The organism is Micrococcus endophyticus, from assembly GCF_014205115.1.
Lineage (GTDB): Bacteria > Actinomycetota > Actinomycetes > Actinomycetales > Micrococcaceae > Micrococcus > Micrococcus endophyticus.
Map to the genome: position 1 here is coordinate 1,277,042 of NZ_JACHMW010000001.1, position 21,344 is coordinate 1,298,385.

The window sequence follows — 21,344 nt, forward strand, 5'->3', positions numbered from 1 at the left end:
CCCGGGCGGATCAGGCCTCCAGGACCACGGGGATGATCATGGGGCGGCGCCGCAGCTTGCGGTTGACCCACGTGCCGACGGTGCGGCGGACCACCTGCTGGAGCTGGTGCGCGGTGTGGTCCTTGCTGGACTGCACCGCCTCCTCCAGCGCCCGGGCGATCTTCGGCTTGATGTCCTCGAACACCTTCTCGTCCTCGGCGACGCCGCGGGCGTGGATGTCCGGGCCGGAGACGATGCTGCCGGTCTGGCGGTTCACCACGGTGATGATCGAGATGAAGCCCTCCTCGCCCAGGACGCGGCGGTCCTTGAGGTCCGAGTCGGAGATCTCGCCCACGGAGGAGCCGTCCACGTACACGTAGCCGCAGTCCACCTCGCCCACGACCTTCACGAAGCCGTCGGTCATGTCCACCACGGTGCCGTTGCCGGCGAGGATCACGTTCTCGGCCGGCACGCCGGTCTTCTCCGCGATCCGGCCGTTGGCGATCAGGTGCCGGGTCTCGCCGTGCACCGGCATCACGAACTCCGGCTCGACGATGTTGTAGCAGTAGAGCAGCTCGCCCTCGGAGGCGTGGCCGGAGACGTGCACCTTCGCCATGCCCTTGTGCACCACGTTGGCGCCGAGCTTCATGAGGCCGTTGATCACGCGGAACACGGAGTTCTCGTTGCCCGGGATCAGCGAGGAGGCGAGGACCACGAGGTCGCCCTCCTCCAGCTGCACCTGGTGGTCGCCGTTGGCCATGCGGGACAGGGCGGCCATGGGCTCGCCCTGCGAGCCGGTCACCATCAGGACGACCTCGTCGTCCTTGTACTTGTCCACCTTGCGGATGTCCACGAGGATCCCGTTCGGCACGTTGAGGTACCCGAGCTTGGCCGCGATGGTCATGTTGCGGATCATCGAGCGGCCGCCGAAGGCGACCTTCCGTCCGTGCTTGTGCGCGGCGTCGAGGACCTGCTGCACGCGGTGCACGTGCGAGGAGAACGAGGCCACCACGATCCGGCGCTTCGCCGTGGCGAAGTAGCGCTCCAGGGTGGGGCCGATCTCCGCCTCGGTGGTGGTGAAGCCCGGCACCTCGGCGTTGGTGGAGTCGGTCATGAACAGGTCCACGCCCTCCTCGCCCAGGCGGGCGAAGGCGCGCAGGTCCGTGATCCGGCCGTCCAGCGGCAGCTGGTCCATCTTGAAGTCGCCGGTGTGCAGGATGGTGCCGGCGTCCGTGTGGATGGCGACGGCGAGCGCGTCCGGGATCGAGTGGTTCACGGCCACGAACTCGCACTCGAACGGGCCGAACTCCACGATCTCGTCTTCCTTGACGACGCGGGTGCGCGGCTTGATCCGGTGCTCCTCCAGCTTGGCCTCGATCAGGGCGAGGGTCAGCTTGGAGCCGATCACGGGGATGTCGTCGCGCAGGCGCAGCAGGTACGGCACGGCGCCGATGTGGTCCTCGTGGCCGTGGGTCAGGACGATGCCGACGACGTCGTCCATGCGGTCCCGGATGTAGTCGAAGTCGGGGAGGATCAGGTCGACGCCGGGCTGGTGCTCCTCGGGGAAGAGGACGCCGCAGTCGACGATGAGGATCTTGCCGTCGATCTCGAAGGTGACCATGTTGCGGCCGACCTCCTCGAGGCCGCCCAGCTGGACGATGCGGCAGGTGCCCTTCTTGAGCTTGGGCGGGGTGGACAGGCGGGTGCCTGCAGTCATGGAGGGATGTCCCTTCTAGAAGGTGATGCCGGCCTCCGCGAGGTCGGCTCGGATGTCGGAGAGCTCGTCGGCGCTGGCCTGGACGAGGGGCAGCCGCACGGCTGCGGACGGGATGACGCCCTGGGCGGCGAGGACGGCCTTCGCGGCCACCGCGCCCTGGACGTGGGTCATGATGCCGCGCTGGACGGGGTCCAGCGCGAAGTGGTGCTCGCGGGCCGCGGCGAGGTCGCCGGCGTGGACCGCGTCCACGAGCTTGCGGTACAGGCCCGGGGCCACGTGCGCGGCCACGGAGACGACGCCCACGGCGCCGAGGGCCATGAGCGGCAGGGTGGCGCCGTCGTCGCCGGAGTAGAGGTCCAGGTCCGAGTGCGCCAGGACGGTGGTGGTGGACTGCAGGTCCCCCTTGGCGTCCTTGAGCGCGCGGATGTTCGGGTGCTGGGCCAGGGCGATGAGGGTCTCCGGCTCGATCGGCATGACCGAGCGGCCGGGGATGTCGTAGAGCATGATCGGCAGGTCCACGCCGTCCGCGACGGCCTCGAAGTGGGCTCGGATGCCGGCCTGGTTGGGCTTGTTGTAGTACGGGGTGACGAGCAGCAGCCCGTCCACGCCCGTCTCCTTGGCCCGCCGGGAGAGCTCGAGGGTGTGCGCCGTGTCGTTGGTGCCGGTGCCGGCCACCACCTTGGCGCGGTCCCCCACGGCCTCCACGACCGTGCGGAACATGGCGAGGTTCTCCTCGTCCGTGAGGGTGGAGGTCTCGCCGGTGGTGCCGGTGACCACGAGGCCGTCGGCGCCGCCGTCCACCAGGTGCTCGGCGAGGGCGGCCGCCGCCTCCAGGTCCACGGCGCCCTCGTCGGTCATGGGGGTGACCATGGCGGGCACGACCGTGCCGAAGAGCAGCTCGGAGGGGGCGGAGGCGGAACGGACGGCACTCATGGGCCCCACCCTACCTGCGAGACTGGGGACCCACCCCGTCCGTCGCACCACTGCGACGCACGGCGCCTGCGAGAGGAGCCCGCCCTGTCCCCCGCCCCGCCCCCGGCCGCGACGACGCCGGCCCCGTCCGTCCGCCGCCCGCGCCTGCGGGGCGTGGACGCCGCCCGGGGCGTCGCCCTGCTCGGCATGGTCGCCGTGCACGCGGTGGACCCGACGACCGCCGCCGGCGACCCGCACCCGGTCTTCCTGGGCTTCGCCGGCCGCGCCTCGGTGCTGTTCGTGCTGCTGGCCGGCGTCGGACTGGCCCTGTCCACGGGCGGGACCCGCCCCGCCGAGGGCGCGCGCCGCGCGGTGCTGCGCCGCCGGATCGCCCGGCGGGCGGGGCTGCTGTTCGTGGTGGGCCTGGCGTGCGGCGCGCTGGGCACCCCGGTGGCGGTGATCCTGTGCCACTACGCCCTGCTGTTCCTGCTCGCCCTGCCGCTGCTCGGGCTGCGGGCCCCCGCGCTCGGGGCGATCGCCGGGGCGTGGCTCGTGCTGGGCCCGGTCGCCGTGTTCGCCGCGAGCACGGCCGGCCAGGCGCTGCTGGGCCGGGACGAGTTCCTCCTCGGCGCCCGGCTGTGGCTGTCCCCCATGCCCGAGGACCTGCTCACCCCCGGGGTGCTGCTGGCCGACCTCGTGGTCACCGGCTACTACCCCGTGCTCTCCTGGGGCGCCTTCCTGGTGCTGGGCCTGGCCGTGGGCCGCCTTCCGCTGGACCGCGCCCGGGTGGCCGCCGCCCTCCTCGCGGCCGGCGCGCTGGCCTGGGGCGCGGCGGCCGCCGCGGGGGCCGCGGTCCTGCGCGCGCCCGGGGTCCTCGAGCGGATCGCCGCGGGCACCGGCGCCGACCCTGAGCAGCTCACGGCCACGCTGCGCACCGGCGAGCACCGACTCGCCTACCTGCCCCCGGACCCGCTGTGGCTCGCGCTGCCCACCCCGCACGGGGGCTCCCCCGTGGCCGCCCTGCTGGCCGCCGGGTGGGCGTGCGCCGTCCTGGGCCTCTGCCTCCTGGTGGGGGCCGCCCTGGACCGGGCGCTCGCGGGGCGGACGTCCGCGGACCGGGGAGCGACGCCGGCCGTCGGCTCGGCGCACGGCTCAGCGGCCACGGGTGCCGCGACGGGCGTGGGGGCGGGCCTGGCCGGCCTCGTGCGGGCGGCGGCGCGACCCCTCACGGGGGCGGGGCGGATCCCGCTGACGCTCTACGTGGGGCACCTGCTGGTGCTGGCCGCGGCGTCGCGCCTGGAGATCGACGCCTCACGCGCGGCGCTGCTGACGGTCCTCGTGGCGCTGTGCCTGGCGGCCGGCCTGGCCGCGGACCTCACGGGCCGGCGTGGGCCCCTCGAGTCCGCCGTGGCCCGGCTCTCGCGGGCGGGCGAGGCGGACGCACCCTCACCCGTGGGGCGCTGAGTGGGGCGCTGAGCGGGCCGCGGCGGCGGGCTCAGCCCTGGCGGTGCAGGCGGACGGCCTCGCGGGCGGCCTCGCGGGCCCGGCGGCGGTCCCCGGAGGCGTCGTAGGCCAGGGCCAGGCGGTAGCGGGTGCGCCAGTCGCGCGGCGCCGCCTCGGCCTCGACGCGGTAGACCTCGAACTGGGCGTCGGCGGCCGCGCGGTCGATCCGACCGCCCGGAGAGCGGGGCAGGTCGTCCTCGGGCAGCCCGCCCTCGGCCTCGAGCAGGTCCGCCAGGCGCTCGGTCTGACGGCCGAACCAGACCTCGCGGGCCAGGACGGCCACGGTCACGAGCACCACGAAGATGACGCCCACGCCGATCCCCTTGGCCAGCAGCTGGGGCGCGCGGATGAACGCGACGGCGACGTACACGGCGAACGAGGCGAAGAACAGCACGAGCAGGGAGACGAACCCCACCCAGAGCTTGCTCATCAGGGTGGAGCGGCGGGCCCGGGCTGCGTGCTCGGCCGGGTCGGCGACGGTCTGCTCCGCGGGGCGGGGGGCGCGATCAGCCAAGGTCCAGGTATCCGTCCAGTCCGTAGGTGAGCCCGGGCCGGGAGGCCACGGTGCGCAGCCCCAGCACGATGCCGGGCATGTAGGCGCCGCGGTCGAACGCGTCGTGGCGGACCACGAGCTGCTCGCCCGGCCCGCCGAGGAGCACCTCCTGGTGGGCCTCGAGGCCGCGCAGGCGGACGGCGTGCACGTGCACCCCGTCCACGACGGCGCCGCGGGAGCCGTCCGGGTCGCGCTCGGTGGCGTCCGGGGACGGCGGCACGCCGGCCTCCCGTCGCGCCTGACCGATGAGCTCGGCCGTGCGCACGGCGGTGCCGGAGGGGGCGTCCAGCTTGGCCGGGTGGTGCATCTCGATGAGCTCGACGGACTCGAAGAACCGCGCGGCCTTCGCCGCGAACGCTGAGGCCAGCACGGAGCCCACGGAGAAGTTCGGGGCGATCAGCACGCCGACGCCGGGGTGCTCTGCGAGCTGCGCCGCGAGCGTCTCGCGCCGCTCGGGCCCCCAGCCGGAGGTGCCGATCACGGTGTGCAGGCCGTGCTCCACCGCGAACGCGGCGTTGCGCGGCGAGACGTCCGGGACGGTGAGGTCCAGGACGTGGGTGGCGCCGGCGTCGAGGATCGCCTCGAGCGGGTCGGCCGAGCCGAGCTCGGCGACGAGCTCCAGGCCCGCCGCCTCGCGCACCGCCGGCACCGCGTGGCGGCCCATCTTCCCGCCCGCGCCCAGGATCGCGACGCGCGGGACGGCGTCGTCGGCGGGCACGGCGGAGGGGGCGGGGGCGTCGGTCATGCCTCCCAGCCTACGCGGCCGCGCCGGGGGCGAGCGGTCCGCGGCGGCGCGCGTCAGGCCGGAGCGACGACGACGCGGGCGCGCTCGCCCGCGGCCAGCCGGGCCGCCACCGCCCGCACCTGGGCCGCGTCCACCGCCCGGACGCGCTCGAGCGAGGCCGCCAGGTCCACGTACTCCCCCGTGACCAGCTCGGCGCGGCCCAGGCGGGACATCCGCGCGCCCGTGGACTCCATGCCCAGCACGGTGCCGCCGCAGATCTGCCCGTGGGCGCGCGCGAGCTCCTCCTCCGTGACGACCTCGGCGGCCATGCGGTCCAGCTCCGCCTCCATCAGGGCCGAGACCTCGTCCACCCGGTCCGGCTGGCAGCCTGCGTACAGGCCCCAGTAGCCGGCGTCCGAGTACCCGGCGGAGAACGAGTAGGTGGAGTAGGCCAGGCCGCGGCGCTCGCGGACCTCCTGGAACAGGCGGGAGGACATCCCCCCGCCCAGCACGGACTGCATGACCCCCAGGGCGAAGCGGTCCGGGTCCGTGGTGGACAGGGAGCGCCCGCCCACGAGGACGTTGGCCTGCTCGACGGCCTTGGCGACCGTGTGGGTGCCCGTGAGCACGCGGGAGGCGGCGGCCCCCTCGGTGTCCACGGCCCGCCGCGGCGCCGGCAGGGCCCCCGGGGCCAGCTCCCAGCCCGAGGCCTGCAGGGCGGTGAGCACGAGCCGGCAGACCTCGTCGTGGTCCAGGTTGCCCGCGGCGGTGACCACGAGCTCGTCCGGGCGGTACCAGCGGGCGTAATGGCCCGCCACGTGCTCGCGGGTCACGGCCCGGATGGTCTCCGGCGTGCCGCCGATCGGCCGTCCGAGGGGGTGTCCGTCGAGCATCACCTCGGCGAGCTTCTCGTGGGCCACGTCCACCGGGTCGTCCGCGTCCATGGCGAGCTCCTCCAGGATCACGCCGCGCTCGGTCTCGAGCTCGTCCGGGTCCAGCAGGGAGGAGGTGAGCATGTCCGTGAGGACCTCCACGGCCATGGGCAGGTCCTCGTCCAGCACCCGCGCGTGGTAGACCGTGGACTCCTTGGCGGTACCGGCGTTGGACTCCCCGCCCACCCGGTCGAATGCCGCGGCGATGTCCATGGCGGTGCGGGTGGGGGTGCCCTTGAACAGCAGGTGCTCGAGGAAGTGGGTGGAGCCGTAGCCCTCCGGAGACTCGTCCCGCGAGCCGACGGCCACCCAGTAGCCGATGGTCACGGAGCGCTGGTCCGGCATGGCCTCGGTCAGCACGCGGACGCCTCCGGGCAGGACCGAGCGGCGGACCACGGAGCCGTGGCCCTCGTCCGCCAGCACGCCGGTGAAGTCCAGGGGGATCTCGCGGTGGATGTTCATGCCCGCCATTGTCGCCGACTCCGCGGGACAGGACCGCATCGGCCCTTGACCCCCACTGCCGCGCCCCCTGAGACTGGGCGGATGAGCCGCGCCTCCGACCCGGTCCCGCCCTCCCGGCCGCGCCCCGTCCTGCTCCTGGCCCTCGCCGTCGGAGCGGTGCTCGTGTACGCGCTGCAGGGCCTGGTCCCCCTCCTCGTGGACGGCGAGGTGCCCCGGCCGGACGAGCTCCTCGCCCCGCCCTCGCCCGTCGTGCTGGGGGGGCCGATCGCCTGGGCGGCGGCCCTGGCCGCCCTCGTCCTGCCCCGCGGGCGGGCGCATCCGCTGGCGACGACGGCCGTCGGCACCCTCGCCTACGTCGCCGGCCTGGCCCTGGGCGCGTTCGTGGAGATCGGCCCGGGAACCGGCGGGTGGAACTGGGGCTGGGAGTCCGTGGTCGCGATCCTGCTCGTGACGGGCGCCTGGGTGCCCGCCCTCGTGGCCGCCGCGGCCCTGGCGTGGCTCGCCCGGCCCCGCCGGACCCCGGCCTGATCGCCGTCCTGGACCCCCGCCGCCGCGCCCCGTGGGGGGCGCGGGTGGCGCGTCGCACAGGGCGGGGGTCTTGCCCGGTCCGCCGCGGCGCGCCATTCTTTCCCCCATGTCCCGCCGCGTCCTGCTCCTGCTCACCGCCGCCGTGCTGGTCTACGCGCTGCAGTTCCTGCCGCCGCTGATCTTCCACGACCTGGTCATCGCGCCGTCCCTGGGCGAGCACTTCGGCTGGGCGCTCCCCTACCTCGCCCCCGTCATGGTGGTCCCGCCGCTGGCCTGGGCGGCGGTGGCGGCCGCCCCCGTGCTCCGGGGCGGCTCGACGCGCCGCGCGTCCGGACTCTCGATGACGCTGCTCTTCTTCGCCCCGTTCGCCTACGCCTTCGCCACCCCGGTCACGTGGGTGGCCGTGCGCGGGGTGGACGCGATCGGCGGACTCGAGGACGACCCGCTGCTCCTGGGCATGGTCCTGCCGTTCTTGAGCGGCATGATCCTGTCCCCGGTGCTCGTGGGCGTGGTCCTGCAGTGGTGGCTGCGCCGCACGGCCCGCCGGGCGGCGGCGAGCGGGGCCCAGGCCGAGGCCGCGCCGGAGCGCCCGGCGCCCGAGGCCCCCACGCACGACGCGTCGGGGCTGCCCCTGCCCTGAGCCTGGGCCCTGATGCCCTGAGCCTGGGCCCTGATGCCCTGGGCCCCGGGCCCTGATGCCCGAGGCCGCAGACGACGACGGCGCCGCGCCCCTCCGCTCAAGAGGGACGCGGCGCCGTCGTCGTCAGGCCGGTCGGGTCCGTGCGGACCCGGAGCGGATCAGGCCTCGGTCTGCGAGGACTCGATCGCGTCGGCGGTCTCGGCGTCCGCGTCGGACTCCGCCACCACCGGGGACAGCGACAGCTTGCCGCGGTCGTCGATCTTGGTGATCTCAACCTGGACCTTCTGGCCCACGCCGAGCACGTCCTCGACGTCGTCCACGCGCTTGCCCTCGTTGAGCTTGCGCAGCTCCGAGATGTGCAGCAGGCCGTCCTTGCCCGGGGTGAGCGAGACGAAGGCGCCGAAGGTGGTCAGCTTGACCACGGTGCCGAGGTAGCGCTCGCCGACCTCGGGGACCTGCGGGTTGGCGATGGCGTTCACCGCGGAGCGCGCGGCCTCGGCCGAGGCCCCGTCGGTGGCGCCGATCAGCACGGTGCCGTCGTCCTCGATGGTGATGTCCGCGCCGGTGTCGTCCTGGATCTGGTTGATCATGGCGCCCTTGGGGCCGATGACCGCGCCGATCTTGTCCACCGGGATGCGCACGGAGATGATCCGCGGGGCGGTGGGGGCCATCTCGTCCGGGGCGTCGATGGCGGCGTTCAGGACGGACAGGATGTGCAGGCGCGCCTCGCGGGCCTGGGTCAGGGCGGCCGCCAGCACGGAGGCCGGGATGCCGTCCAGCTTGGTGTCCAGCTGGATCGCGGTGACGAACTCGGCGGTGCCGGCCACCTTGAAGTCCATGTCGCCGAAGGCGTCCTCGGCGCCGAGGATGTCGGTCAGCGCCGCGTACTGGGTCTGGCCGTCCACCTCGGCGGAGACCAGGCCCATGGCGATGCCGGCCACGGTGGCGCGCAGCGGCACGCCCGCGTTCAGCAGGGACAGGGTGGAGGCGCAGACGGAGCCCATCGACGTGGAGCCGTTGGAGCCGAGGGCCTCGGAGACCTGGCGGATCGCGTAGGGGAACTCCTCGCGGGCCGGCAGCACGGGCACCATGGCGCGCTCGGCGAGCGCGCCGTGGCCGATCTCACGGCGCTTGGGCGAGCCCACGCGGCCGGTCTCGCCGGTGGAGTACGGCGGGAAGTTGTAGTGGTGCAGGTAGCGCTTGGAGGTCTCCGGCGCCAGGGAGTCGATCTGCTGCTCCATCTTGAGCATGTTCAGCGTGGTGACGCCCATGATCTGGGTCTCGCCGCGCTCGAAGATCGCGGAGCCGTGCACGCGCGGCAGGACCTCGACCTCGGCGGTGAGCTTGCGGATGTCCGTGAGGCCGCGGCCGTCGATGCGGACCTGGTCCTTGAGGATGCGCTGGCGCACGACCTGCTTGGTGACGGAGCCGTAGGCCTTGGCGATCTCGCCGCGACGCTCGGCGAAGGGCTTGCCCTCGCCGGCCAGCTCGTCCATGACCTCCACGTGGTAGGCGTCGGAGGCGGACTCGCGGGTCTGCTTGTCGCCGATCGAGAAGATCTCGGTCAGGCGGTCCGTGGCGACCTTCTCGACGGCCTCGAAGGCGTCGTCCTCGTAGTCCTTGAACACGGGGACGTCCACGGGGTCCTTGCCGGCGCGCTTGACCAGGTCGGCCTGGGCCTCGCACAGGGCGCGGATGAAGGGCTTGGCGGCCTCGAGGCCCTCGGCCACGACCTCCTCGGTGGGGGCGGAGGCGCCGCGCTCCTTGACCAGGGTCCAGGAGTCCGGGGTGGCCTCGGCCTCGACCATCATGATGGCGACGTCGTCGCCCACCACGCGGCCGGCCACGGCCATGTTGAACACGGCGTCCTGCAGCTGGGAGTGCTTCGGGAACGCGACCCACTGGCGCTTGCCGGCGCCGTCGTCCACGAGCGCCATGCGCACGCCGCCGATGGGGCCGGAGAACGGCAGGCCGGAGAGCTGGGTGGACACGGAGGCGGCGTTGATGGCCACGGTGTCGTAGATCTCGTCCGGGGCGATCGAGGTGACGGTCACGACGACCTGGACCTCGTTGCGGATGCCCTTGACGAACGCCGGGCGCAGCGGGCGGTCGATCAGGCGGCAGGTGAGGATCGCGTCGGTGGACGGGCGGCCCTCGCGGCGGAAGAACGAGCCGGGGATGCGGCCCGCGGCGTACATGCGCTCCTCGACGTCCACGGTCAGCGGGAAGAAGTCGAAGCCCTCGCGCGGGGACTTGCCCACGGTGGTGGCGGACAGCATCGACGTCTCCTCGTCGATGTAGACCATGGCGGCGCCGGCGGCCTGCTGGGCGAGGCGGCCGGTCTCGAAGCGGATGGTGCGCTTGCCGTAGGCGCCGTTGTCGATGACGGCCTCGGCGAAGGTGATCTCAGGACCCTCCATGAGGTCCTCCTTTCGGGTGGACGGCGCCGCAGGCGTCCTCGTCCCCCTGGTCTTCGATCGAGGCCCTCGGCGCCCCGCCGGGTGCGGCGGGGTCTCCGGGAGCCACTGTCGAGGACCGCGAGCGATGAGGCGCGGTGCCGTCGGTGATTCGGGTGGGCGCGCCGCAGAACGGGCGCGCGGGGAAGCCGCGGGATGCGGCGCTGTCCCGTGGGACAGCCTACGCACGTCCCCGGGCAGACGAAAGGCGGCGCCGGCGCCCGCGGGTCTCCCGCAGGCTCCGGCGCCGCCCTCCGAAGGTCACTTGCGCAGGCCGAGGCGCTCGATCAGCGCGCGGTAGCGCTCGATGTCGACCTTCTGCAGGTAGCCGAGCATGCGACGACGGCGACCCACCAGGGCCATCAGGCCGCGACGGGTGTGGTGGTCGTGCTTGTGCTCCTTGAGGTGCTCGGTCAGGTCCTTGATGCGACGCGACAGGACCGCGATCTGCACCTCGGGGGAACCGGTGTCGCCCTCGTGGGTGGCGTACTCCTTGATGATCTGCTGCTTGACAGCGGGATCCAGGGCCATGACAGGCCTCCTTCACTTCGGTACCGCGAACAGGTGCCGCGCCGGCCGCCGCAGGCGGGGCGCGCGGGCCTCTCCACCGCGGACTGCAGGGAGGCCAGTGGTCGAGTCTAGCGCATCGGCCGCGGGCGGCCGCCTAGTCTGGCCGGGTGACCACCGCCTCGACTCCCCCCTCCCCCGCCTCGTGGCCGCCGGCCCCGGCCGCGGCACCGACCCCTCCGGGGCGCCGCCTGGACCTGCCGATCATCGGCGCGGAGTACCCGCAGCTGCTGCGCACGCCCCGCTCCCGCTGGTGGCACCCGCTGCTCTCCGCGGGGTTCGTGCTGGGCTCGGTGCTCGTGCTGCTGGCGGTGCTGACCCTCCCCATGATGCTGGCGCTGGTCTCCGAGGTCGGCTGGGACGTGTTCGCCTCGGCGGACCCGGCGGACCTCGCGCGCGTGGAGGAGGCCCTGTTCTCGGCGCCGATGATGCTGCTGAACAACCTGATGCTGGCCGCGTTCATCGGCGTCGCCCTGCTGGCCGTGGCCGTGTGCCACCCCGTGGCGGCCCGCTTCGTGCACTCGGTGCAGGGCCGGATCCGCTGGCGGTGGCTGCTGCGCGCGCACCTGGTGCTGCTGCCGCTGTTCCTCGTCTACGTGCTGGGCACGTGGGCCCTGGACGGCGCCCCCACCGCCCCGCGCGCCGAGGACTGGGTGTGGCTCGTGGCCATGGGCCTGGTGCTCACGCCGCTGCAGGCCGCCGGCGAGGAGTACCTGTTCCGGGGCTGGCTGCTGCTGGCGATCGGCTCGTGGTTCCGCCGGCCGCTGCCGGCCATCCTGATCGCCGCCGCGGTCTCCGCCGTCACCTTCTCCCTCGCCCACGGGTCCTTCGACCCCTGGATCCTCCTGGACCTGTCCGTGTTCGCCGTGGCGGCGGTGCTGCTGACGTGGCGCACCGGCGGCCTCGAGGCGGCGGTCGCGCTGCACGTGGTGAACAACGTCGTGGTGATCGTGTTCGGCACCCTCGCGGGGACCGTGAACGAGAGCTTCGTGGACGTGGAGACCACCGGCTCGCCCCTGGGCACAGCGGTCTCGGCCGCGGTGATCGCGCTCTCGACGGCGCTGCTGCTGTGGCAAGCCCGACGCGCGGGGATCGCGCGGACCGTCCCGGTCAGCGTCGGCGCCCGCCCCTGAGCGGGGCGGCCGCCCGCCACGCCACGCTCACGTAGGGCACCTCGACGACGGCGTCCTCGGCGTGCCCCAGGTGCTCGTGCAGGTACCAGTCCAAGTTCGCGGACATCTTCGCGCGGGTCGTCTCCGACGCGCGCAGCCAGTACGCGCGCGAGGCCATGAGCCCGTGCAGGTCCGCCGCCGTCTGCGGCAGCGTCCACGTCCAGCGGGCGTGCTCCTCCGCGCCGAACGGCGCCGCGAACCGGCGCAGCTCGGGCCGGGCGGCGTGGACGTCCCCGGCGTGCATGATCCGGGTCAGCCGGTGGACCCACGGCACCGCGGTGTCCAGCTGGTTCCACACGGCGGCCAGCCGCCCGCCGGGGCGCAGCACGCGCGCGGCCTCGGCGCAGCCCGCGGCCGGGTCCACCCAGTGCCAGGCCTGGGCCGCCACCACGACGTCGGCGCTCGCCTCCGGCAGCCCCGTCGCCTCGGCGGTGCCCGGCACCGCGCGCACACGCCTGTCCGACGGTGCGGCGACCTCGCGTTCGAGGACCTCCCGCATGGACGCGGCCGGCTCCACGGCGGTCACGGACCGCACCCGCTCGACCGGCAGGGCGGTGAGGGACCGAGTGAACAGGCCGGTCCCGGCGCCCGGCTCCACGACGTCCAGGCCGTCGCCGAGTCCCTCCAGGACCCAGGCCACAGACTCGGCGGGATAGGACGGGCGGACGGCGTCGTAGTGCTCCCCGGCGGCCGCGTCGAAGGGGTTGCCGGCCTCCCGGCGGGCGCGGGCCGGCCGGCCCGGCAGGCGCGGGACGCCCGGGCCCGGCCCGGTCACCGGTCGGAGGGCGTCGCCGCCAGGATGGCGCGGGCCTGCTCCACGTCCTGCGTCATCTGGGCCACGAGCTTCTCGACGCCCTCGTACGCGACCATGCCGCGCAGGCGCTGCACGAACTCGACCTCGATGTGCTGGCCGTAGAGGTCGAAGTCCTCCACACGCTCCTCGGGGCGGTCGATCACGTGGGCCTCCACCACGCGCGAGACGCCCTCGAACGTGGGGTTGGATCCCACGGAGATCGCGGCCGGCCAGGCCCGGCCGTGGACGTCGTGCAGCCAGCCGGCATAGACGCCGTCGGCGGGGATCATGCCCTCCGCCTCTGGGGCCAGGTTCGCCGTGGGGAAGCCGAGCTCCCGGCCGCGCGCGAACCCGTGCACCACCTCGCCGGACAGGGTGTGGTGGCGCCCGAGGATCGCGGCCGCCTGCGCGACGTCCCCCGCGGCGAGCGCCTCGCGCACCCACGTGGACGAGCAGCGGCGCTCCGGCTCGTCGCCGATCTCCGCGGGGTGCTCCTCCACGGCCTCCACCTCGAACCCGTGCTTCGCCCCCAGCCGCACCATCTCGGCGAAGTCCCCGACGTTGCCGCGGCCGAAGCGGACGTCATGGCCCACCACCACGACGGCGGCGTTCAGCCCGCGCACGAACATCGAGAGGACGAACTCCTCCGGGCTCTGGTCCGCGAACTCGAGCGTGTAGCGCTGCAGGAGCAGCGCGTCGAGGCCGGTCTCCGAGAGCAGCACGGCCCGCTGCTGGGGGCCCAGGATGTCCACGTGCGGCTCGTCGGGGCGGTGCACCGAGCGGGGGTGCGGGGAGAAGGTCACGGCCACGGCGAGGGCGTCCCGCTCGCGGGCCAGCTCGACGACGCGGCGCAGCACCTCGCGGTGGCCGCGGTGCACGCCGTCGAAGTTGCCCAGCGTCACCACGGTGCGCGGCAGGTCCGTGGGGACCTCCTCCAGGGAGTTCCACACCAGCATCAGCGGGCCACCTCCTCGGCGGTCGGACGGGACGGGCGGTGCGCCAGCAGCCAGGCCAGGCCCACCACGGGCAGCACGAGCGGCACGTAGCCGTAGCCGGCGCCGAACCGGGACCATACGGTCTCCTCGGCGAACAGGCCCGGGTCCAGGACCGTCCACAGACCCACGCCCACCACGCCGATCAGCTCCACGAGCACGGCGCCCAGGGCCACGGCCCACGCCCGGGCCCCGGAGCGGGCGAGCGCGAGGGTGGCGACGATGTACACGGTCGCCGCGAACGCGGACAGCGAGTACGCCACGGGCGCCGCCTCGACGTCCGTCAGGATCTGGAAGAGGCTGCGGGCCGTCGCCGAGAGGGCGAAGACCGCGTAGACCATGACGATGATGCGGCCCAGCCCCTGGTTGCGGGCCGGGGCGGCCGCGCCGGGCCGCGCGGCGCCGGATGCGGTGCGGGTGCGTGCCACGTGTTCCTCCTTCACCACTGTCCGAACCAGATGACCTGCATGCGGTGCAGCATGACCACGACCGTGGGGCCGACGACGGCGAGCACCAGGTTGGACCAGCGCGTCTTGTCCGTCACCGCCCACGCCACGGCGATCACGGGCACCAGCAGCGCCGTGACCACGTAGCCCCAGAACTCCCAGCCGGGGCCGTTGAGGCCCTCCCCGCCGAGCTGGCGCACGGCGGCGGCCACGGCGTAGATGAGCAGGAACAGCTCCACGGCGGCCACGGACAGGATCGAGGAGTCCGCGGGGTGACGGCGGATCGCCGTCATCGCCACGCAGACCGCCAGCGAGACGGCGCCGATCACCAGCCCCGCCCAGAACCAGGCGTCGAGGATCATGCGGTCCCTCCCTGCCCCGGCCCCTCGGCCGGCGCGAACACGAGCTGGGGCTTGGCGACGTCGGCGCCGCGGCGGCGCACGTCCGAGACGAGGGCGACCACGCGTCCGTCCGGGGCGCGCCCGGCCACGAGCTCGTCGCCGGTGCCGGTGGGCGCGACGGCGCGGCCGAAGGCCAGCTCCCGCGCCTCGTCCTCCGTCAGCTCGCGCACCGGGAACAGCCCGGCGGCGGCCTCGGAGAGCCCGGTCATCACGAAGCCCTCGGCGAGCTCCTCGAGGGTCAGGGCGTCGGCCACGTCGAAGGGGCCGACGGCGGTGCGGCGCAGCGCCGTGAGGTGCCCGCCGGTCTCGAGGGCCTCGCCCAGGTCCCGGGCGAGCGCCCGGACGTAGGTGCCCGAGGAGCAGCGCACGGTGACGTCCAGGTCCACCAGCCGGCCGCCGTCGAGCCGGCGCATCTCATGCACGGTGAACTCGTGCACGGTGACGGGACGGGCCTGCAGGGCCACGTCCTCCCCTGCCCGCACGCGGTCGTAGGCGCGCCTGCCGGCCACCTTGATGGCCGAGACGGCCGAGGGCGCCTGCAGGATCGGCCCCGTGAGGGCGGCGACCTGCTCGGCCACCCGCTCCGGCGTGACCGCGTTCGCCAGGCGCGTCTGCACCACGTCGCCCTCGGCGTCGTCCGTGACGGTCGACTGCCCCAGGCGGATCGTGGCGGTGTAGGTCTTGTCCGTGCCCGTGATGGCGGTCAGCAGGCGGGTGGCCTTGTTGACGCCCACCACGAGCAGCCCCGTGGCCATCGGGTCGAGGGTGCCGGCGTGGCCCACCTTGCGGGTGCCCGCCAGCCGGCGGAGGCGCCCGACGACGTCGTGCGACGTCCACCCCTGGGGCTTGTCCACGAGGACGACCCCCGACGCCTCCGTTCCCGGTGCGTCGGGGGCCTGTCCCCCGGTGCTGCGTGCGCTCACCGTGCCGCGGGCCTCAGGCGCGCGGGGCGTCGTCGGCCTCGGAGCCGGGCTCCGAGGTGCGGTACGGGTCCGCCTCGCCCGCGTAGGTCGCGCCCTCGCGCGCCTTCGCCAGCTCCGCGTCCCGCTCCTTCGCGGCGCGCAGGACGTCCTCCAGGTGCGCGGCCGCCTCGGGGACGGTGTCCGCGACGAACTCGAGGGTGGGCACCAGGCGGATGGTGAGCCCGCGGCCCACCTCGCGGCGCAGGACGCCGCGGTTCTCCTGGATGCCCTCGTGGGCGGCGGCCGCGGTGGCCTCGTCCCCGAGGACGGTGTAGTACACGGTCGCGTGCTGCAGGTCGTTGGTCACGCGGACCTCCGTCACGGTGACGGCCTCCACGCGGTCGTCCTTGACGCTGCGGCGCAGCGCCTCGGCGACGAGGACCTTGATGCGCTGGGCCAGGCGGCCTGCGCGTGCCGGATCGGCCATGGTGCGGTTCCTTCCGGTGGTGTGGTCAAGGGGTGGGAAGAGGCGGGCGCCGGGTCCGGGCGGACCCGGCGCCCCGTCTCATCAGGCGCGCGGCTTCTCCTGCATCTCGAAGGTCTCGATCACGTCGCCCTCCTTGATGTCGTTGAAGCTGCCCAGGCCGATGCCGCACTCGTAGCCCTCGCGGACCTCGGTGGCGTCGTCCTTGAAGCGGCGCAGGGACTCGATCTTGAGGTTGTCCGCGACCACCGCGCCGTCGCGCACCAGGCGGGCCTGGGCGTTGCGGCGGATGAGGCCCGAGCGCACCAGCGAGCCGGCGATGCTGCCCCACTTGGAGGAGCGGAAGACCTCGCGGACCTCGGCCGAGCCGAGCGCGACCTCCTCGTACTCCGGCTTCAGCATGCCCTTGAGCGCGTTCTCGATGTCGTCGATCGCGTCGTAGATCACGCTGTAGAACCGCATGTCCACGCCCTCCTTGTCGGCCAGGTCGGCGACCCGCTCGGCGGGGCGCACGTTGAAGCCGATGATGATGGCGTCGTCCACGGTGGCCAGGTTGACGTCGTTCTGCGTGATGGCGCCGACGCCGCGGTGGATGACGCGCAGCTGCACCTCGTCCTCCCCGACCTCGACCTTCAGCAGCGAGTCCTCCAGGGCCTCGACGGCGCCGGAGGCGTCGCCCTTGATGATGAGGTTGAGCGTGTCCAGCTTGCCCTCGGCCACGGCCTGGTCGAAGTCCTCCAGGGTGATGCGCTTGCGGCGCTTGGCCAGCTGGGCGTTGCGGTCCGCGGCCTCGCGCTTCTCCGCGATCTGACGAGCGGTGCGGTCGTCCTCGGTGACGAGGAACGAGTCGCCCGCGCGCGGCACGGAGGACAGGCCCAGGACCTGGACGGGACGCGACGGATCGGCCTCCTCCACGGGGGTGCCGTTCTCGTCGAACATGGCGCGCACGCGGCCGTGGGCCGAGCCCACCACCATGTTGTCGCCCACGCGCAGCGTGCCGGTCTGCACCAGCACGGTCACGACGGCGCCGCGGCCCTTGTCGAGGTTCGCCTCGATGGCCACGCCGCGGGCGTCCTTGGACGGGTTCGCGGTGAGCTCGAGGGCGGCGTCCGCGGTCAGCAGGACCGCCTCGAGCAGCTGGTCGATGTTGATGCCGTTGCGCGCGGAGACGTCCACGAACATCGTGTCGCCGCCGTACTCCTCGGGCACGAGGCCGTATTCGGTGAGCTGGCCGCGGATCTTGTCCGGCTGCGCGGTGTCCTTGTCGATCTTGTTGACGGCCACCACGATCGGCACGCCGGCCGACTGGGCGTGGTTGAGCGCCTCGACGGTCTGCGGCATGACGCCGTCGTCGGCCGCCACCACCAGCACGGCGATGTCGGTGACCTTCGCGCCGCGGGCACGCATGGCGGTGAACGCCTCGTGGCCCGGGGTGTCGATGAAGGTCAGGCGGCGGTCCTCGCCCTCGTGCTGCACGGGCACCTGGTAGGCGCCGATGTGCTGGGTGATGCCGCCGGCCTCGCCCTCGATGACGTTCGAGGAGCGGATGGCGTCGAGCAGTCGCGTCTTGCCGTGGTCGACGTGGCCCATGACCGTGACGACCGCGGGGCGCGGCTCGAGGTCGGCCTCGTCCTCGTTGGCCTCCTCGGCCTCGAGGTCGATGTCGAACGCCTCCAGCAGCTCCTTGTCCTCGTCCTCCGGGGACACGATCTGGACCTTGTAGCCCAGCTCGTCGCCGAGCAGCTGGAAGGTGTCCTCGTCGAGGGACTGGTTGGCCGAGGCCATCTCGCCGAGGGTGAAGAGCACCTTCACCAGGTCGGCGACGTCGGCGCGAATCTTCTCGGCGAAGTCGGCCAGGGACGCGCCGCGGCGCAGGCGCAGCACCGTGGTGCCGTCGCCCTTGGGGACCTTGACGCCGCCGATCTCGCGGGTGTGCGCCTGCTCGAACTCCTGACGCTTCGCGCGCTTCGACTTGCGACCCTTGCGCGCGCCGCCGCCGCGCCCGAAGGCGCCCTGGGCGTTGCCGCGACCGCCGCGGCCGCCGGGACCGCCCGGGCGGCCGGGGCCGCCACCGGGACCGCCGCCGGGACGGCCGCGGCCGCCGCCGCGGGCCGGAGCCGGCGCGGGGGTGATCTGCTTGGGCATCATGCCCGGGTTCGGACGCGGGGCACCGGGGCGGGGACCGCCGGCGCCGGCCGCCGGACGCGGGCCGCCGGGACGGGGACCGCCGGCGCCGGCCGCGGGACGGGGGCCGCCCGGACGCGGAGCGCGGTCCTCACGGCCCTGGCGCATGCCCTGGGACGAGGCGAACGGGTTGTTGCCCGGACGCGGCGCACCGCCGCGGCCGCCCGGACGCGCGCCCGGACGGGGACCGCCGGAGCCGCCCTTGGGGCTGAACGGGTTGTTGCCCGGGCGCGGGGCGCCCGGCTTGGCGGCGGCCGGCTTGGGCGCGGGGGCGCCCGGCTTCGGGGCCGACGACGCGGGAGCGGCCGGCTGCTGCGGCGCCTGCTGGGCGGGAGCCTGCGGGGCCTGGGCGGCCGGCTTCGCGGCGGCCGGACCCGGGGTGGGGGCGGCCGGGGCCTCGCCGGCGGGCTTCGGCGCCGCGGGACGCGCGGCGGCCGGACCCGGAGCGGGCGCGGCGGCGTTCGGCTTGGGGGCCGAGCCACCCGGCTTCGGGGCGGACGCGGCGGGACGGCCGGCCGCCGGGGCGGCGGCGGGCTTGGCGCCGGAGGGCTTGGCGGCGCCGGACTTGCCGGCGTCGGGGTAGGCGCCCCGCAGCTTCTTCGCCACCGGGGGCTCGATGGTCGAAGAGGCGGAGCTGACGAACTCGCCGAGGTCCTTGAGGGTGTTCAAGGCCTCCTTCGAGGTGATGCCGAGCTCCTTGGCGAGCTCATGGACGCGGACCTTTGCCACGGTTCTCCTGTTCTGGCCTCACGGGCCGGAACGGGGCCGCCTCGCAGCGGTGTCCGTCTCAGCGCGTCGTGGGACCGTTGACGTTGCTCCAGGCCGCCGCGCGCACCGCGAGGGCGCGCGCACCACGGCCTGCCTGATAGCAGGGGGTGAAGTTCATCGTTGGGCACTCATGCTTCAGTGCTCATCGGGTACGCATCAGATCTCTGACCCGCCTTCATCTGTCGGTCTGTCAGCCGGCGTCTCCGGCTCGCGTCTCAGGCCCTCGGCGTCGACGGCGGACCGGAAGGCCCGCCCGAACGCGCGGCGGCGCAGGGCGAGGAGGAGGCAGTCCCTCCCGGGGTGCAGCCAGGCACCCCGGCCGGGACGGCGCCGCTCGGGATCCCAGACGACGGATGGGGGTTCCGTCGAGGGGTCCAGCGCGACGCGCACCAGCTCTTGCTGGTCCGCCCTCGACCGGCATCCGATGCAGGTGCGCACGACCGTCCGGGACGTCATGCGCTCACCCCTCACGGGCGTCGGATCGAGAAAGGACCTCAACCATCCTAGCGCGTCCGGCCGCGGATCTGTTCCCGGCCCGGCTCAGCGGGCCGGGGCGGAGACGTCCGAGCCGTCGCCCACGATGTCGATGCGCCAGCCGGTGAGCTTGGCCGCGAGGCGGGCGTTCTGGCCCTCCTTGCCGATGGCCAGGGACAGCTGGTGCTCGGGCACGACGGCGCGGGCGGAGTGCTGGTCGGCGTCGAGGACCTCCACGGACACGGTCTTGGCCGGGGACAGGGCGTTGGCGATCATCTGCGCCGGGTCCTCGGCGTGCTCGACGATGTCGATCTTCTCGTCGTTGAGCTCCGTCATCACGGCGCGCACGCGGCTGCCCATCTCGCCGATCGAGGCGCCCTTGGCGTTCACGCCGGGGCGGGTGGCGCGCACGGCCATCTTGGTGCGGTGGCCGGCCTCGCGGGCGAGCGCCGTGATCTCCACGGAGCCGTCGGCGATCTCCGGGACCTCCAGCTCGAAGAGCTTGCGCACCAGGCCCGGGTGGGAGCGGGACACGGTGACGGAGGGGCCCTTGTTGCCGCGGGTGGCGGAGACCACGTAGGCGCGCAGGCGGCGGCCGTGCGAGTAGTCCTCGCCCGGCACCTGCTCGGGCGGGGGCAGGACGGCCTCGAGCGTGCCCAGGTTCACCTGGATCATCTGGCGGTTCACGCCCTGCTGGATGACGCCGGAGACGAGCTCACCCTCCTTGTCCTTGAACTCGCCGAGGACCTTGTCGTCGTCCTCCTCGCGCATGCGCTGGATCATCACCTGGCGGGCGGTGGAGGCGGCCACGCGGCCGAAGCCGTTGGGGGTGTCGTCGAACTCGCCGATGGGCGTGCCGTCCTCGTCCAGCTCCGTGGCCCACACCGTGACGTGGCCGGAGACCCGGTCGATCTCCACGCGCGCGCGCTTCAGGGCGCCGGGGGTGCGGTGGTACGCCATGAGCAGGGCCTGCTCGATGGTGGGGATCAGGCGGTCCATCGGGATCTCCCGCTCCGCCTCCAGCATGCGCAGCGCGCTCATGTCGATGTCCAACTCATGCCTCCGTGTGCTCGGCCGTCTGCTCGCCCGCGGCCGCGGCGTCGGCGGCCTGCTGAGCGGGGGTCCACTCTACCTGCACCACGGCCGGGCCGAGGCGGGCCAGCTCCACGCGCTGCGCGGGGAGCTGCTTGGCCTTCATGCCCTTCTTCGCGCCGGGGCGCACCTCGGCCAGCTCGACGGCGTCCTCGTCCGCCGCGAGCAGGCGGGCGGTGAAGGGCTCGCCGCCGTCCACGGCCACCTCCACGAGGCGGCCGACGTTGCGGGCGAAGTGGCGCGGCTGCGTGAGCGGGCGGTCCACGCCCGCCGTGGTCAGCTCGAGCAGGTACTCCCCCGCGCCGACGCCGGGCACGTGGTCCCCGAGGGCGTCCAGGGCGGCGGAGACGCGACCGCTGAGCCCGGCCAGCTCGTCCAGGCTCAGGCCCTCGGTGCCGGAGGCGCGGTCCACGACCACCTCGACGGTGGGATGGGCGGCCGAGCCGGCGACCCGGACCTCCTCCACCACCACGTCGGCGGAGGCCAGGGCCTCCTCGACGCGGGCGCGCAGGGAGGCGGCGTCGTCGTGGCGGTCGGTGCTGTCCATGGGGGTACCTCGCTGGTCTGTTCGGGTCGGTCGGGGACGGGTCGGGACGGGGTCAGCGCCGAGCCTATCCGGCGGCCCGGGGCGGGGCCGAGGCCTCCGCCCCGGGCCGCGGCGGG

At 74.2% G+C, this 21,344-nt stretch carries 21 protein-coding genes; 4 read left to right on the forward strand and 17 right to left on the reverse strand.

Annotation, left to right across the window (positions count from 1 at the left end):
* Positions 1 to 10: 10 nt before the first annotated feature.
* Both HDA33_RS05815 and dapA read right to left on the reverse strand, forming a co-directional pair.
* Complete coding sequence (locus HDA33_RS05815; protein WP_184171773.1) at positions 11 to 1,696, reverse strand: ribonuclease J; 1,686 nt, start codon at positions 1,694 to 1,696, stop codon at positions 11 to 13.
* Positions 1,697 to 1,711: 15 nt separating this feature from the next.
* Positions 1,712 to 2,629, reverse strand: coding sequence for a 4-hydroxy-tetrahydrodipicolinate synthase (gene dapA / locus HDA33_RS05820; RefSeq protein ID WP_158494944.1), 918 nt, complete (start codon positions 2,627 to 2,629; stop codon positions 1,712 to 1,714).
* A gap of 153 nt (positions 2,630 to 2,782) precedes the next feature.
* Here dapA and HDA33_RS05825 point away from each other — a divergent pair, with 153 nt between their 5' ends.
* Entirely contained in the window at positions 2,783 to 4,072 is a 1,290-nt protein-coding gene (locus HDA33_RS05825; RefSeq protein ID WP_338104270.1) for a heparan-alpha-glucosaminide N-acetyltransferase domain-containing protein, read from the forward strand.
* A gap of 31 nt (positions 4,073 to 4,103) precedes the next feature.
* On the opposite strand, the gene HDA33_RS05830 is transcribed toward HDA33_RS05825, so the two are convergent.
* The 3 genes from HDA33_RS05830 to HDA33_RS05840 are packed head-to-tail and all read right to left on the reverse strand — an operon-like array spanning position 4,104 to position 6,782.
* Entirely contained in the window at positions 4,104 to 4,625 is a 522-nt protein-coding gene (locus HDA33_RS05830) for a hypothetical protein (protein WP_017489735.1), read from the reverse strand.
* The gene (gene dapB / locus HDA33_RS05835) at positions 4,618 to 5,409 is read right to left on the reverse strand and encodes a 4-hydroxy-tetrahydrodipicolinate reductase (protein ID WP_184171775.1); all 792 of its coding nucleotides are present in this window, start codon (positions 5,407 to 5,409) and stop codon (positions 4,618 to 4,620) included. The genes HDA33_RS05830 and dapB overlap by 8 nt, the downstream gene beginning before the upstream one ends.
* A 53-nt stretch (positions 5,410 to 5,462) precedes the next feature.
* On the reverse strand, positions 5,463 to 6,782 hold the full coding sequence (locus tag HDA33_RS05840) for a M16 family metallopeptidase (protein ID WP_184171777.1): 1,320 nt from the start codon (positions 6,780 to 6,782) through the stop codon (positions 5,463 to 5,465).
* A gap of 81 nt (positions 6,783 to 6,863) precedes the next feature.
* On the opposite strand from HDA33_RS05840, the gene HDA33_RS05845 reads away from it, so the two are divergent.
* Together HDA33_RS05845 and HDA33_RS05850 are read left to right on the forward strand one after the other, a co-directional pair.
* The gene (locus HDA33_RS05845; protein ID WP_184171779.1) at positions 6,864 to 7,310 is read left to right on the forward strand and encodes a hypothetical protein; all 447 of its coding nucleotides are present in this window, start codon (positions 6,864 to 6,866) and stop codon (positions 7,308 to 7,310) included.
* 106 nt (positions 7,311 to 7,416) lie between these two features.
* Complete coding sequence (locus tag HDA33_RS05850; RefSeq protein ID WP_184171781.1) at positions 7,417 to 7,950, forward strand: hypothetical protein; 534 nt, start codon at positions 7,417 to 7,419, stop codon at positions 7,948 to 7,950.
* Between the two features lie 158 nt (positions 7,951 to 8,108).
* On the opposite strand, the gene HDA33_RS05855 is transcribed toward HDA33_RS05850, so the two are convergent.
* Both HDA33_RS05855 and rpsO read right to left on the reverse strand, forming a co-directional pair.
* Positions 8,109 to 10,370, reverse strand: coding sequence for a polyribonucleotide nucleotidyltransferase (locus HDA33_RS05855; protein ID WP_184171783.1), 2,262 nt, complete (start codon positions 10,368 to 10,370; stop codon positions 8,109 to 8,111).
* Positions 10,371 to 10,667: 297 nt separating this feature from the next.
* On the reverse strand, positions 10,668 to 10,937 hold the full coding sequence (gene rpsO, locus HDA33_RS05860; protein WP_017488396.1) for a 30S ribosomal protein S15: 270 nt from the start codon (positions 10,935 to 10,937) through the stop codon (positions 10,668 to 10,670).
* Between the two features lie 146 nt (positions 10,938 to 11,083).
* Here rpsO and HDA33_RS13000 point away from each other — a divergent pair, with 146 nt between their 5' ends.
* Positions 11,084 to 12,106 (forward strand): CPBP family glutamic-type intramembrane protease, encoded by a 1,023-nt coding sequence (locus tag HDA33_RS13000; protein WP_184171785.1) that lies wholly within the window; start codon positions 11,084 to 11,086, stop codon positions 12,104 to 12,106.
* On the opposite strand, the gene HDA33_RS05870 is transcribed toward HDA33_RS13000, so the two are convergent.
* From HDA33_RS05870 to HDA33_RS05915, 10 genes are all read right to left on the reverse strand, one after another.
* Positions 12,084 to 12,920: a methyltransferase domain-containing protein gene (locus tag HDA33_RS05870; RefSeq protein ID WP_184171787.1), complete on the reverse strand. Its 837-nt coding sequence runs from the start codon at positions 12,918 to 12,920 to the stop codon at positions 12,084 to 12,086. The two genes, HDA33_RS13000 and HDA33_RS05870, sit on opposite strands and share 23 nt — an antisense overlap.
* The gene (locus tag HDA33_RS05875) at positions 12,917 to 13,894 is read right to left on the reverse strand and encodes a bifunctional riboflavin kinase/FAD synthetase (protein WP_184171789.1); all 978 of its coding nucleotides are present in this window, start codon (positions 13,892 to 13,894) and stop codon (positions 12,917 to 12,919) included. The genes HDA33_RS05870 and HDA33_RS05875 overlap by 4 nt, the downstream gene beginning before the upstream one ends.
* Positions 13,894 to 14,358: a hypothetical protein gene (locus HDA33_RS05880; RefSeq protein WP_184171791.1), complete on the reverse strand. Its 465-nt coding sequence runs from the start codon at positions 14,356 to 14,358 to the stop codon at positions 13,894 to 13,896. Before HDA33_RS05880 ends, HDA33_RS05875 begins: the two co-directional genes overlap by 1 nt.
* Before the next feature lie 11 nt (positions 14,359 to 14,369).
* The gene (locus HDA33_RS05885; protein ID WP_184171793.1) at positions 14,370 to 14,738 is read right to left on the reverse strand and encodes a hypothetical protein; all 369 of its coding nucleotides are present in this window, start codon (positions 14,736 to 14,738) and stop codon (positions 14,370 to 14,372) included.
* Positions 14,735 to 15,700: a tRNA pseudouridine(55) synthase TruB gene (gene truB, locus HDA33_RS05890; RefSeq protein ID WP_184171795.1), complete on the reverse strand. Its 966-nt coding sequence runs from the start codon at positions 15,698 to 15,700 to the stop codon at positions 14,735 to 14,737. Before truB ends, HDA33_RS05885 begins: the two co-directional genes overlap by 4 nt.
* 13 nt (positions 15,701 to 15,713) lie before the next feature.
* On the reverse strand, positions 15,714 to 16,166 hold the full coding sequence (rbfA, locus tag HDA33_RS05895; protein ID WP_158492154.1) for a 30S ribosome-binding factor RbfA: 453 nt from the start codon (positions 16,164 to 16,166) through the stop codon (positions 15,714 to 15,716).
* Positions 16,167 to 16,247: 81 nt separating this feature from the next.
* Positions 16,248 to 19,076: a translation initiation factor IF-2 gene (infB, locus tag HDA33_RS05900; protein WP_184171797.1), complete on the reverse strand. Its 2,829-nt coding sequence runs from the start codon at positions 19,074 to 19,076 to the stop codon at positions 16,248 to 16,250.
* 195 nt (positions 19,077 to 19,271) lie between these two features.
* Positions 19,272 to 19,571: a YlxR family protein gene (locus tag HDA33_RS05905; RefSeq protein WP_246416886.1), complete on the reverse strand. Its 300-nt coding sequence runs from the start codon at positions 19,569 to 19,571 to the stop codon at positions 19,272 to 19,274.
* A gap of 84 nt (positions 19,572 to 19,655) precedes the next feature.
* Positions 19,656 to 20,642, reverse strand: a complete 987-nt coding sequence (nusA, locus tag HDA33_RS05910; RefSeq protein WP_184171801.1) for a transcription termination factor NusA — start codon at positions 20,640 to 20,642, stop codon at positions 19,656 to 19,658.
* Between the two features lies 1 nt (position 20,643).
* The gene (locus HDA33_RS05915; protein ID WP_184171804.1) at positions 20,644 to 21,228 is read right to left on the reverse strand and encodes a ribosome maturation factor RimP; all 585 of its coding nucleotides are present in this window, start codon (positions 21,226 to 21,228) and stop codon (positions 20,644 to 20,646) included.
* Between the last annotated feature and the right edge of the window lie 116 nt (positions 21,229 to 21,344).